The sequence below is a fragment of the Bacillus sp. TCT6 genome, assembly GCF_056033845.1.
In genome coordinates this window covers 4468316-4481609 of record NZ_JBVYHX010000001.1, presented here as the reverse complement: position 1 = coordinate 4481609, position 13294 = coordinate 4468316, and the positions used below count along the sequence as shown (strand labels likewise).

General features: G+C 33.0%; 12 protein-coding genes and 1 pseudogene. 12 read left to right on the top strand and 1 reads right to left on the bottom strand.

All coding sequences use genetic code 11. The features are described from left to right. Positions 1-236: 236 nt before the first annotated feature. From AC0ONG_RS22995 to AC0ONG_RS22975, 5 genes are all read left to right on the top strand, one after another. Entirely contained in the window at positions 237-650 is a 414-nt protein-coding gene (locus AC0ONG_RS22995; protein WP_000157858.1) for a sigma factor, read from the top strand. A gap of 118 nt (positions 651-768) precedes the next feature. Beyond that, positions 769-1041 carry an autorepressor SdpR family transcription factor gene (locus tag AC0ONG_RS22990; RefSeq protein ID WP_001070526.1) on the top strand — a complete coding sequence of 91 codons (273 nt, stop codon included), beginning with the start codon at positions 769-771 and terminating at the stop codon, positions 1039-1041. After that, positions 1038-1673, top strand: coding sequence for an SdpI family protein (locus tag AC0ONG_RS22985; RefSeq protein ID WP_000716351.1), 636 nt, complete (start codon positions 1038-1040; stop codon positions 1671-1673). Before AC0ONG_RS22990 ends, AC0ONG_RS22985 begins: the two co-directional genes overlap by 4 nt. Before the next feature lie 145 nt (positions 1674-1818). Then, positions 1819-2535 (top strand): ABC transporter ATP-binding protein, encoded by a 717-nt coding sequence (locus AC0ONG_RS22980; protein ID WP_000889752.1) that lies wholly within the window; start codon positions 1819-1821, stop codon positions 2533-2535. Beyond that, positions 2525-4099 (top strand): hypothetical protein, encoded by a 1575-nt coding sequence (locus AC0ONG_RS22975; RefSeq protein WP_001095680.1) that lies wholly within the window; start codon positions 2525-2527, stop codon positions 4097-4099. The genes AC0ONG_RS22980 and AC0ONG_RS22975 overlap by 11 nt, the downstream gene beginning before the upstream one ends. 65 nt (positions 4100-4164) lie before the next feature. Here AC0ONG_RS22975 and AC0ONG_RS22970 read toward each other — a convergent pair whose 3' ends face one another. After that, on the bottom strand, positions 4165-5037 hold the full coding sequence (locus AC0ONG_RS22970) for an AraC family transcriptional regulator (protein ID WP_137000249.1): 873 nt from the start codon (positions 5035-5037) through the stop codon (positions 4165-4167). A gap of 306 nt (positions 5038-5343) precedes the next feature. Between AC0ONG_RS22970 and AC0ONG_RS22965 the strand changes: the two genes are divergently transcribed. The 7 genes and pseudogenes from AC0ONG_RS22965 to AC0ONG_RS22935 all read left to right on the top strand — a co-directional run bounded on the left by AC0ONG_RS22965 (position 5344) and on the right by AC0ONG_RS22935 (position 13051). After that, the gene (locus AC0ONG_RS22965; RefSeq protein WP_000859656.1) at positions 5344-6114 is read left to right on the top strand and encodes an ABC transporter ATP-binding protein; all 771 of its coding nucleotides are present in this window, start codon (positions 5344-5346) and stop codon (positions 6112-6114) included. Further along, positions 6101-8050, top strand: coding sequence for an ABC transporter permease (locus AC0ONG_RS22960; protein ID WP_000176146.1), 1950 nt, complete (start codon positions 6101-6103; stop codon positions 8048-8050). The genes AC0ONG_RS22965 and AC0ONG_RS22960 overlap by 14 nt, the downstream gene beginning before the upstream one ends. A 142-nt stretch (positions 8051-8192) precedes the next feature. Next, positions 8193-8771: a class I SAM-dependent methyltransferase gene (locus AC0ONG_RS22955; RefSeq protein WP_001176071.1), complete on the top strand. Its 579-nt coding sequence runs from the start codon at positions 8193-8195 to the stop codon at positions 8769-8771. Then, complete coding sequence (locus AC0ONG_RS22950; RefSeq protein WP_000422376.1) at positions 8771-9385, top strand: DedA family protein; 615 nt, start codon at positions 8771-8773, stop codon at positions 9383-9385. The genes AC0ONG_RS22955 and AC0ONG_RS22950 overlap by 1 nt, the downstream gene beginning before the upstream one ends. Positions 9386-9413: 28 nt before the next feature. Next, positions 9414-9485: pseudogene (locus tag AC0ONG_RS22945) on the top strand (DNA-binding response regulator); the annotation flags it as partial. Positions 9486-9778: 293 nt separating this feature from the next. Then, the gene (mreC, locus tag AC0ONG_RS22940) at positions 9779-10546 is read left to right on the top strand and encodes a rod shape-determining protein MreC (RefSeq protein ID WP_033668709.1); all 768 of its coding nucleotides are present in this window, start codon (positions 9779-9781) and stop codon (positions 10544-10546) included. 642 nt (positions 10547-11188) lie between these two features. Next, positions 11189-13051, top strand: a complete 1863-nt coding sequence (locus tag AC0ONG_RS22935; protein WP_042595993.1) for an FtsX-like permease family protein — start codon at positions 11189-11191, stop codon at positions 13049-13051. Positions 13052-13294: the final 243 nt, after the last annotated feature.

Below are 13294 nucleotides of genomic sequence, written 5' to 3'. Positions count from 1 at the left end.
AATTGTAGCTATAGTGTATCATGTGTTTCAAGTCTTTTCATTATGTTGAAAGATAAGCTAGTAAACAGTATAGGTTAAAAGTTAGAAAAGTAAAAAGTATTATAGGAATAATTCAATATATTTTCCTTTTAAATATATGAATGAATAAAAAGTATTATATTTTTTATGAAATTTGGAACTTTATTTTGCTTACCGTCCAATATATAGTGAGAACATCGTTAAGGAGGGGGCACTACTTGGCAAGTAATGAAGATATACATATTTGGATAGAGCGTTTACTAAAAGGTGACGAGGAGGCTTTTGAATTTATATTTAACTTAACGAGTCAGAGAGTCTATGAAACCGTCTTTGCTATAGTTAAAAATCGGCATGATACAAATGAAATCGTAAATGAAATCTACTTTCAACTTTGGAAATCTATTTCAACATATGATCAATCTAGACCGTTTCTATTTTGGTTGAATGGAATTGTTTACAAACAGATTAGTCAATGGAGAAAACACATATGGAAGAGGCTGCGCTTATTTGAAAAACAACAACTAAGTGATGAGACAGTTGTAGAAGTTCCAGAAAAAGTATTATTAAGAAAAGAAACAGAAGAGCTGCTTTCCTTTTTAACCTGCGTAATCTTTAGATTTTATTCAATATAGAGTAATTGGCGTAGGGTACAAAATAAAAAGGGGCGTATAGATGATTGACAATTAACTAAAATCATTTTAACATTTAGATAAATATCTAAATGTCTAATTAATGAGGGGAAGAAAGACATTGAATCAAGCATTCAAAGCATTAGCAGATCCAACAAGGCGAAAAATTTTAGATTTATTAAAAGAAGGCGATCTAACCGCTGGTGAGATCGCTGAACATTTCAATATGACAAAACCAAGTATTTCACACCACTTAAACGCACTTAAAAATGCTGAACTTATTCAAGATGAAAAGAAAGGGCAATTCGTTGTGTACTCTTTAAACACAACGGTCTTTCAAGATTTGTTGACTTGGGTGTTTACATTTACGAATAAGGGGGAAGAGGGGAAATGAAAAAACATCTTTTTGCAATCTTATTAATCGTTATAACTTGTTTAGCTTGGGCGTTTGCTTGGCCGCATTTGCCGGATACAATTGCGACACATTGGAGCGGCGGTAAGGTAGATGGCTATTCGTCTAAATTTTACGGAATGGTTTCTATGGTCGGAATTATGATTGCATTATATATATTTCTAAATGTGATACCAAAGATTGATCCAAGGAAAGCAAATTACGAGAAATTTTCTAAAGCCTTTATGATGATGAATAATGGGGTACTATTGCTACTATTTGTAGGAAATATAGATATTATTACAAGTGGATTAGGATATAACTTATTCATTAATCGGGTGCCTGAATTATTAGTTGGTGTTTTATTTTTAGTAATGGGTAATTATTTACCACAGTGTAAGCCAAACTTTTTTGTCGGGATGCGTAATCCATGGACGTTAAGTAATGAAGAAGTATGGCGGAAAACACATCGGTTTAGCGGAAAAGTATTTGTGGCGTTAGGAGTTATTATGATTATAAGTGTTTTCGCTCCGGCTGATTGGAGAACTTATATAATGCTTGGGATTATAGTAGTTGCTGTCATTATAACGAATTTATATTCTTACGTTTTGTATAAAAAAGAAATACAAATGTGAGTTATATTAGTCAAATTTTATATTTATAGTTTCTATGTGTTAAGGGATTTTAATACTCAGTGGGAATAATGAAAAGCTCACTGAGTAAATTTTTCGTTTTAAGGTCTGAAAATTCAATCGAAAAGGTGATTTGGGGGGGATTTACATGTTAGAAATTATAAATTTTAGCAAGACATATAAAGACGGTAAGAAAGCAGTTGATCATTTGAATATTGCTGTTAAAGCAGGGGATATCTTTGGATTTATTGGACATAACGGTGCGGGGAAAAGTACAACAATTAAGTCGTTAGTAGGAGTTATAGATTTTGAAGAGGGTGAAATTTTTATTGATGGACATTCAGTAAAAAAGGATCCGATTGCATGTAAGAGAGTAATGGCGTATATTCCTGATAATCCAGATTTATATGAGCAATTAACAGGAATTCAATATTTGAACTTTGTTGCGGATGTGTTTAAAGTGCCTGCGAGGGATCGGGAAGAACAGATACAGAAGTATGGGGATGCTTTTGAGATTACACCGTACTTAGGGGACTTAATATCTTCTTATTCACACGGTATGAAACAAAAAGTAGCGATTATATCGGCGGTTTTACATAAACCAAAATTATTAGTTTTAGATGAACCTTTCGTTGGTCTTGATCCAAAGGCAGCCGTAGTATTGAAAGGTATTATGAAAGAGCTTTGTGAAAAAGGAAGTGCGATTTTCTTTTCTACGCACGTTTTAGATGTAGCTGAGAAGTTATGTAATAAAGTAGCGATGATTAATAGAGGGAAATTAGCACTTTCAGGAGAAGTAAATTCTTTAATTAAGGAAGGCTCATTGGAAGAGCTCTTTATGAAGGAGCTTGCTAATGAATACTAATAGTTTAGGTCTTTTGAAAATTCGGTTGATAACGCAGCTCGGTTTAAACACCTTTAAATACGAAAAAGATAAGAAAAAGAAGCAGAATAAGATTTTGCTGACAGCATCTATTGCTCTAGTTGGTGTCATGTTAATGTTATATTGCGGAGCTTCGGCATATGGGTTGGTAAAACTAGGAATGAGTGAAATTATTCCCGTCTATGCACTAGTTATTAGCAGTGTATTAACGTTGTTTTTCACTATATTTAAGGCAAATGGAGAAATTTTTGCTTTTAAGGATTACGACTTTTTAATGTCATTGCCGATTCGCGTAAGTACTGTTATTGCAAGTAGATTTTTGTATTTATACCTGCTGAATACAATCTTTTCAATCATAATCATGCTACCAATGGGAGTTGTGTATTGTATACATGAAAATCCATCAGTTTCTTTTTACTTTATGTGGTTCATCAGTATGTTTATCGCATCTTTAATCCCAACAACAATCGCAGCAATCTTTGGAGCTTCGATTACGGCAATCGCTTCTAAATTTAAAAATACAAATAAAATAACTACGATTTTAAGTTTTATAGTAATTATTACATTCGGTTCCTTTATGCTAAAAAACGGAAATGCTCAATATAGCCTTAATGATATGAACGGAATTGGTGCAATTGTTTCGGAGCAATTAACTAAAGTGTATCCATTAGCTAACATGTTTCAAAAAGCAATTGTTAATGCTGATATGGTAGCTTTCATCTTATTTGTGGGGATATCAGTGATTTGGTATTATCTTTTTATAAAAATACTTTCGTTAAAATATAAGCAAATAAACACAGGGATCACCACTTATCATATGCTTTCAAATTATGAGATTAATAGCATGAAAAAAGAGAGTGTATTGGTCGCATTGTATAAAAAAGAGCTGACACGTTTCTTCTCTTCTACAGTGTATGTTATAAATAGTGGAATGGGAGTCGTGATGGCGCTAGCTTTCTCGCTAGCTATAGTTGTAGTAGGACCAAGCCAATTAATAGCGTATCCTGGAATTGAGCCCCTGTTGCAAAAGATTGCCCCATTTGCTATTGCAGCAGCGATTTCGATGACATGTACAACATGTGTGTCATTGTCTTTAGAAGGAAAAAATGTATGGATTATTAAATCATTGCCTATAGCGCCAAAGGTGATTTATGATAGTAAAATTCTTATGAATCTTTCATTGAGTATACCTGCATCACTTATTAGTGCTGTATTACTAATAATCGGGTTAAAGCTAGATGTTTGGAGTTCTCTTTTCATCGTCATAACACCGATAATATATTCATTATTTTCAGCAGTATGGGGGATTTTCATTAATAATCGATTTGGTTATTATGATTGGATATCAGAAACTCAAGTAGTAAAACAAAGTATAGGATCGTTTGTTGGTATGTTCGGCGGCTTAATTGTGGCGGTTATACCTGCCTTGTTAATTGGTACTGCTACTATCTCGAACTACAGAGTATTTACTTTTGCAGTTATTATAGTGCTTACGATTATTACTATTTTCTTGTATAAGAACGAGTCGAGAAGAAGTATAAAATAAAGGAGCTGCTTTTCCTTTAAAAAGGAAGAGTAGCTTCTTTATTTTGAAAAGGTTAGACTCTTATATTACTTTTTTAAAACAGGTACCCATATTTCACTTCTGAAATTCGGAGAGGATACGTCTTTACTTTTATTCCACAATATCTCCGGTCCTTCCGCTAGTTCATAGTTCGAAGAAGGGAACCATTCAGAATAAATACGTCCCCACACATTTTGTAATGCATCAGGAAATGGACCGACAGCTTCAAATATAGCCCATGTTGAAGCTGCGACTTCAAGTTGCGCGAATTGCTCTGGACAATCTTTCGTTGTGGCTACTCCAATATAGTGATCAAGTTCTCCTTTTTCCTCCATTCTCCCTTCAGAAAAATTAGTAGAGGCACTAATAATTCCAGTAGGTTCAATGTTTGAAAGGGACTTTAATGTTTGAATGGAGTCTGGGTTTAAACTTTTCCACATAGAAGCGATTTCTTCATTTACACCATTGAAAACGATTGATACTCGTTTTGTAATACCTATAATTCGAAATGGCTCTTTTTCTTCAATTCGATAATTCATTTCATTTCCTCCTTGAATGGATAACTGGAAGGTCATTGGTGAATAAGCCTTCAAAGAATGGCTACTATTTCGGGCCTCTGAAGGTGTTATACCGTGCAAGTTTTGAAATGCACGAGCGAATGAATCTGGTGAGTTGTAGCCATATTTTATAGCGACATCAATGACTTTTACATTGCTGTTTTTTAGTTCAAAGGCAGCGAGAGTAAGACGTCTACAGCGAATATAATCAGATAGTGATATGCCTGCTAAAAACGAAAACATTCTTTTAAAGTGATACTCAGAACAGAGAGCTAGCCTCGCAACTTCTTTAAAATCAATTTCATTCGTAAGGTTACCTTCAATATAGTGCATTGCATTATTCATATTTTTAAGTGAATCCATATTATGACCTCCTCTGTACATAGAATAACAGGAACGAAATAACCCCATCCGACATTTCGTGCACAACTTTGTAGGTGCATTTTTTACCTTACAAAATTGTAATGTTCCTGTAAGGAGAATGAATGGATGGTATGATATCCCAATGTTATAGTAGCAAAGTACTTTAATTCATTATGTTAACTTTTTGATGTCTTTACTTATGTGCCTTACATAACTGTCATGTTTGTGTAAGAAACATCGATAGTGGCAAGAGTAGAGAGTGTATATAGTTGAAAATAGAGAATAGAAGAAATGAGGGATGTCGAGATGAAAACAGTGTTAGAAGCAAAAAATATCGAAAAAGTGTATGACACGGGTGGTAATAAATTTGCAGCGTTAAAAGGTATTAACTTACAAGTAAAAGAAGGTGAATTCGTTGGAATTATGGGACCTTCTGGTTCTGGTAAGACGACTTTACTAAATGTTCTTTCTACAATTGATAATGCGACGAACGGTGAAATTTTAATTGATGGAAAAGATATTGTGAAGATGAATGATGATAAGTTAGCGTTATTCCGCCGCGATCATTTAGGTTTCATTTTCCAAGATTATAATTTATTAGATACGTTAACAGTGAAAGAGAATATCGCTTTACCACTTGCGTTATCAAAGGTGAAAGCGAGTGAGATTGATCGCCGCGTTCTTGAAATCTCAAAGAAATTCGGTATTGATCATATTTTAAGTCAGTTCCCATATCAAGTGTCGGGTGGACAGAAGCAGCGCTGCGCAGCATCACGTGCAATTGTTACGAATCCAAGTATGATTTTCGGAGACGAGCCAACTGGAGCGCTTGATTCTAAATCTGCAACAGATTTACTTGAAAGTATGAAGTCATTAAATGAATATGATAACTCAACAATTTTAATGGTAACGCATGATGCATTTGCAGCAAGTTATTGTAAACGAGTTATTTTCATTAAAGATGGTGAACTATATAAAGAATTGCACCGCGGTGAATCAACGCGTAAACAGTTCTTCCAAAAAGTCGTGGACGTAATGTCTTCTATTTCTGGAGGTATGGCTGATGACCTTATCTAGCATTGCCCTCCGCAACATACAGCGGAACTTTAAAGACTACTTTGTATATTTCGCATCTATGATTTTTAGTATTGTTATTTATTTTACATTTAAAGCACTGCAATATAATTCACAAATGGAAAAAGCAGCAGAAGCTTCTAAAAAGATTAGTGGTGCATTTCAAGTTTCCAGTGTGATGCTTATCATTTTCGTAGCAGTGTTTATTATATATTCGAACGGATTCTTTACACGTAAACGTAAAAAAGAAGTTGGCTTATATTCGTTATTAGGTATTCGAAAAAGACAAATTGGTAAAATGCTCTTTTATGAAAATATGTTAATGGGATTAATGTCATTAGTAATTGGGATTGCGATCGGTAGTGTCCTTTCGAAATTATTCCTTGAGTTATTAGTAAATATGATGGGATTAAATTTAAACGTTCATTTTGAAGTACCAATGGCAGCAATTATTGATACAGCAATTATTTTCTTTGTGATTATTTTATATACATCACTCCAAGGATATCGTTTAATTTATCGCTTTAAGTTAATTGAACTTTTCCGCGCAGAACGTGAAGGAGAAGCAATGCCAAAAGGATCTGTCATTATGGCGTTAATTTCAGTTTTCTTAATCGGCTCAGGTTATTTCTTAGCGTTAATGTTTATGAAAGCAGTTATGTATGCAAACTTTATGGCAGTCGCACTTTATATATTACTTGCGACAGTATTAGGTACGTATTTACTATTTATGTTCTTTACAGTATTCGTATTGAAACGTGCAAGAAATAATAAATCATCGTTTTATAACGGTATGAATATGGTAACGACGTCACAGTTACTATATCGTATTAAAGGAAATGCAAAGTCACTTGCGACGATTTCTATTTTAAGTGCGGTAACATTAACAGCGGTTGGTACGTCAGTTACGATGTATTACAACACATTTACACAATCAAAAGCAGCTATGCCATACAGTTATTCTTACGAGAAAAAAGATGCAGAGCTTGATAAGAAAGTAAATGCGATTTTTGCAGAAGAGAAGAAAGATCATCCGATCAAAGATCAAGTTGAAATTGAGACAGTTCCTGTAAAAGGGAAGTTTGAAGGAGATAAAGTTGATTTCATTCTTAATATGAATTACACGATTTCAGAGAAATATCAATTTATGTCTCAATCTGAATTTAACAAGCTTGCTAAAAAAATTGATGCGGAAACAGTGAATGTAGCTACTGGCGAAGCATTTATATATGATAGTTCTTATATGGAAGGGTATGAGTTTAGCCCCGAATATAAAGGAAATAAAGCGGTATTCCAAATTGAAAATGAAACGAAGACGTTGAAAATCCAAGGTGCAAATAATAATGCAATTACAAACTTAGGTGAACTAGTTGTTGTCGTTTCAGATGAAATGTATGAACAAGCGAAACAAGCATTTGGAACACGTATTGTAAAAAATATTGATGTAAAAGATGAAAGAAACAGTAAAGTGTTAACGGAAAAATTAGCAAAAGTGATGCCAACTGGTGTATCAGAAATGGCACCACCATTTAGAGACTTCTATACTGGTTTCCATATGGGACTGGAAGCAACTGGACTAATGATGTTCATCGGACTATTCTTAGGTTTAGTCTTCCTATTAGCGACAGGCTCAATCATTTACTTTAAGCAGCTTACAGAAGCAAGTGCTGACCGTGATCGTTACATTGTCCTTCATAAAGTCGGGGTAACGAAACAAGAAATGAAAAAAGCTATTGCAAAACAAGTGAGCTTTATCTTTGCAATTCCACTAGTAATCGGAATTCTGCACAGCTTGTTTGCATTAAAAGGTTTAGGGAACATACTGCCATTTGAAATTATGATTCCGCTTTTAATTAGTATTGGAGTATATAGTGTTATTTATATTGGATATTACTTCATCACAGTTCGTTCTTATTATAAAATCGTGAGTGCGAAGTAATAAAGGGACAGCTATCGTAATAGGGATAGCTGTTTTTTTATTCTTCATAAAATCTTAAGAAACTTCCTCAATTTTTATTAAGAAACGATAGTTATACTTAGAAACAAGTTAAAAACTATTGAACGAATGGGGAGAAGGTTACATGCAACTCATAACATTCTTACATGAATTTATTAAACATCCGAAACATACTGGTGCAATTGCGCCAAGTTCAAAAATATTAGCAAAGAAGATGGTAGATGTAATTGATTTTAATAGAGCGAAATGCATTGTAGAGCTAGGGCCGGGTACAGGAGCTTTTACGAAAGAAATTATGAAGAGAAAGAAGAAGGAGACATTATTTCTTCTTATTGAAATTAATGAAGTATTTTTCAAAGAGTTAAAGAGAAAATTTAAAGATGAGCAGAATGTGATTGTTATACATGGCTCAGCGGAAAATATAAAGAAGTATAGGGAACAATTGAATATAGAATGTATTGATTACATCTTATCAGGATTGCCTTTCACTTCTTTACCAGAAGAGGTTTCAAAGCGCATTTTAAACAGCGTAATGGAAACGATACATGAGAATGGAGAATTTATTACATTTCAATATTCACTTGTGAAAAAAGGATTTATACAGCATTTCTTCCCTGAAATTACACTAGAAAAAGTGTGGTTCAATTTCCCGCCAGCTTACGTCTTTAGCTGTAAAAAAGAGCTAAGGAGAGCATATGCATAATGGAGCTAAATGAATTAATGTCATACATTGAGCAGTATGGTTATTGGGCTTTATTTTTCTGTTTATGGTTAGGTATTATCGGTATGCCGATTCCAGATGAAATGATTGTAATGAGCGGTGGATTAGTATCATCGATGGGTATATTGGATTTGATTCCCGCCTTTTTACTAACGTATTTAGGCGTTGTATCCGGCCTTTCTTTAGGGTATATACTCGGGAAAATTTTTGGCATAAAAATACTTAATAAATTGATGAAAAAGAAAAAGACGAAGTATCTTTTAAAATCGCAAGAGATGATAGCAAAATATGGTCATTATACATTAGTTATAAGTTATTTTATACCTGTTGTGAGGCATATCGTACCGTATTTAGTAGGAATGAATAACATGTCTTTTAAAACGTATGCGATTTATTCATATGTAACAGGATTTGTATGGACGTTAGTTTATTTCTTACTAGGTTCTATATTTGGAAAGCATATAGAAGTAATAGTAACACTTGCGACCGAGTACGGTATATATTTTGGTGGCATTGTTATTGTAGTTTGTAGTATTTCTTATATGTATATGCATAAGAAGAATGCCGTAGTGAGTGAAATAAAGCAACATTCATAGTTTGGTAAATGATGCTGGAGGAGATTTTGTGAGTAAAGGAACGATACTTATCGTGGACGATGAGAAGGAAATTAGAAAACTTATCGCCAGATATTTAAAAGTGAAATCTAAATGGATTGAAAGTATGAAATAGGAAAAAGTACAAGATGAAGAAATACCCGCTAAAGCAAAAGAAAAAGTAACAATAAAACATGCTGATTTATAGAAATGATAAGTCGGATTTGATAGAAAAAGTAACGAGAAAAATTTGAATGTTTTGGGGTTTTGTGGTGATTTCTAAATTTTTTATAAAGAAGATAAAGTTTATCATAACTTTATTTAAACTGCATTTCTTCTGTGTACGATGACTAGTATTCTATAGTATGTAGATAAAAAATAGTAAGGAGTAGCAGGATAATTAAGCAGGTTTCTAAGAAGAAAATATTATTATTTCTTTCAATTATTCTTTTGGCTTTATTGGCGGTGTATGTATGTACAAATAATAAGCATGTCCAAAATATTGTTCATAATATAGAAGACATTTATAAAGTATATAAAGAGAATCAAGCATTGAAAGGGAAAATTGAACATCAAGAATCATTAAAGGGTAAAGTGCAAATGTTAAGTGAGGAGAAAGAAAATCTTACTAAACTTATCAATAAAACGAAAGAATTAAAGGAACAAGGAAAATACAATCTAATTCAAGCTACAGTAGTAAGGCGTGAAGCAGAAGATTGGTATGGAAAAATCTCTCTTGAGAGAGGGGCACAACATGGTGTAAAGGTTGGTATGGCTGTTATTACAGTGAACGGTTTTATTGGAAAGGTAGATAGTGTAGATCAATATACATCTGTTGTGAAATTAATTACGAGTGATGAACGAACGAATCGTTTAGCAATCACCCTTCAAAATAATTCATCCATTTTAGGATTTGTTACAGGGTATGATAAGAAAAAACAGGCCCTTCGAATTGATAATATCCCATCAGATAAAGTGAAAGAAATAAAAATAGGTGATAGCATTATTACCTCTGAATTGAGTCAGAAAATACCACCAGGTCTTGAAGTAGCAGAGGTACTAGAACAAGAACAAGATCAATATGGTCTTACTTATACTATTTATGCAAAACCAAAGGCGAATTTATATGATTTAGAATATGTTATTTTAATACAACCTAAATAATAGTTTTATATAGAGTCCATCAGAGGTGGATTAGAAACGAAGAGAATTAATGTAAAGTAAAGAGTGAGAGGGATAAGGAAAGGTAAAACGGTACTAAATTTAATAACATGTGGGTATATCTTTATATCGTTGTTATCTTATCTTTATCTCGGACAATTATAATGAAGAGGTAAACTGATGATAAGTGCAAAGTTATTAAGTATTACAGAGGGGCTTTTTTTGTCCATTTCTAATGTTAATGATTTATATAACTTTTTAAATAGACTAGAAAACCTATAAAATATCCTTCGAATTTATATTTATAAATATATTATTTAAGTGTGAGAATATTGATGTCATCTTCGTGAGAACAAAGTAAAGGTATATGAATCGGATTGTGAAACTAATAATATTAATATAATGATTTTCAGGTAGTATACATTACAAAAATGTAAGGATAATGTAAGAGGAATCAATATTGCTGTTTGTCGGGAAAAGATAAAATGATAGTTAGTGGCTATGAAAATAGCATGATCGTAGCACTAGCCACATGACAGGAGGCAATATGAAAGCTTTAATATTTGAAGAGAACGTTGTACAAAGAGGGGATAGTAAAAAGGTGAATGTAGTATACCACGCTGTAGAGAATCGTGGGTGTAAAGTGTGTTATTAAAACTTTCTATTTCCAGTATGAAAAAAATGATAAAGGATTACATCGTTTTACTAATAGGTCTTGTAATCTCAATTTCTATTTTTTATATGTTTCAAACGCTTGCGTTAAATAAAGAGTTTACAATGAATAACAGTATTATTGGTTCAATTGTATTTGTATTTCAAATAGGCTCTGTTTTGGTAGCGTTTATTACATTCTTTTATATTTTTTATGCAAACTCTTTTCTACTTTCACTCCGGCAGAAAGAGCTTGGTATGTACCTTGTATTAGGGGCGAAAAAGAGTAAAATTAGTCAACTTTTATTTTTTGAGACGTTCATTATGGGAATGATTTCACTAGTGCTAGGTAGTGTATTCGGAGCCATTCTTTCTAATTTCGTTAGCAAATTTCTAACGAAACAATTGGAAATTTCAGCGGAAGGTTATCAAGCATTTTATGGTCCTGCATTCAAAATAACATTTATATTCTTTAGTGTGTTATTTCTACTTACATCCGTTGTGAATGTGATTCGTATAGCACTTAAAACAGAACTAGATTTAATTCGTACAGAGGAGCAAACGGAGCGCATACGAATGAAAGGACCAGCCACAATATTGTTACTTTTATGTAGTTTGCTAGGACTAGGTGTAGGGTATTATTTCGTACTCTTCGTAGGAATAAAGGGCGCTGGAGCCATTATGCTTCCACTATTCACGATTACAATCGGGACATATCTTATATTTATTTCGTTCTTACCTATGATTGTTAACAGGTTAAAGAAAACGCGCTATTTAAATGAGAAGAAATTAAATGCATTTACATTTGCACAATTGCAGTTTCGTGTAAGTAGTTTGGCGAAAATATTAGGCACGGTAACGATGCTAATTGGACTGGGTGTGGGGGCAATGGCTGGTGGCATGTCTTTACAGAAAAACGTAATCCTTACAGCAGAAAGAATGTCAGGTTATGATATTACAATTCATGATCCAGAAGCAGAGGATTATAAAGCTATGGAAAAAATGAAAATTGTAGATAAAAAACAATATAAATATAAAGTTAATAATGAGGCTGTTTACTATTTAAAAGAAGAATTATTGGAGAACCCTCCACTGTTATTTGGAAAGAAAGAGACAACACATATTACTGAACAACTTCCATCTTCGAGCTATAGGATGTTTAAGAGGGAGGAAGTTGATCCATCTAGTTCTACGTTACCACTGAATTGGGATAAGAGTATGGATAGTGATTTTAGATCGAATATTTCTGTATATGATCGTAAACCTGTCTATATCGTCGATGAAAAACGTTATGAAGCGATCCAAGGGAATGAGCATACATTTTTTATTGCTAAAGTAGATAATATTTTAAGGTATAAAACAGAGTTAAAAGAGATGGATGATCGTCAAATCGAAAAAATAGCCGCTACTATTAATAAGCCTAAGGAAGATGTATATTTACCGACAAACTATAGTGATTATGAATCTATGCTTGCCTTTTCAAAAGGAACTTCCTTTATGGGATTCTTTTTAGGCCTTGCTTTTTTAGCTATGATGGCAAGTTGTTTAATGTTTAAGATCCTTTCTGGAGCTACGAAAGATATAGGGCGTTATGAGATGCTTCGGAAAATTGGGGTACGTAAAGAATTACTTATAAAATCTATGTATAAAGAATTAGGCATTGTATTTCTATTTCCAGCTATATTGGGTCTTATACACGTTTTGGTAGGAATGAATGTATTTACATTTGTTAAATTTTTTGTGAATCCATATGTGAATATTGGACTTCCGATTTGTATATTTTTAATTATTTACGTTGTTTACTATTTGATCACTATTCAATTATATAAGGGGATTGTCCTCCCAAAGAAAAAATAGAATATAGAATTCAAGGGTCTCAAACTTATTATAGTTTGGGACTTTTGAATATTATTAAGGAGAAATCAAGGAATCCCTCTACTATTTTTAAGGAAATACATCTATACATAGAGATTAGTGTAATTAATTACACTAATTGAATTTTTAAGTGAAATATATCGTATCTGCATCTTATATTTATATAGCTTGTTTAGTCTATAAATACCCCCAAGCTGGTATTTAAAAAAGTATACAGGGAGAAAA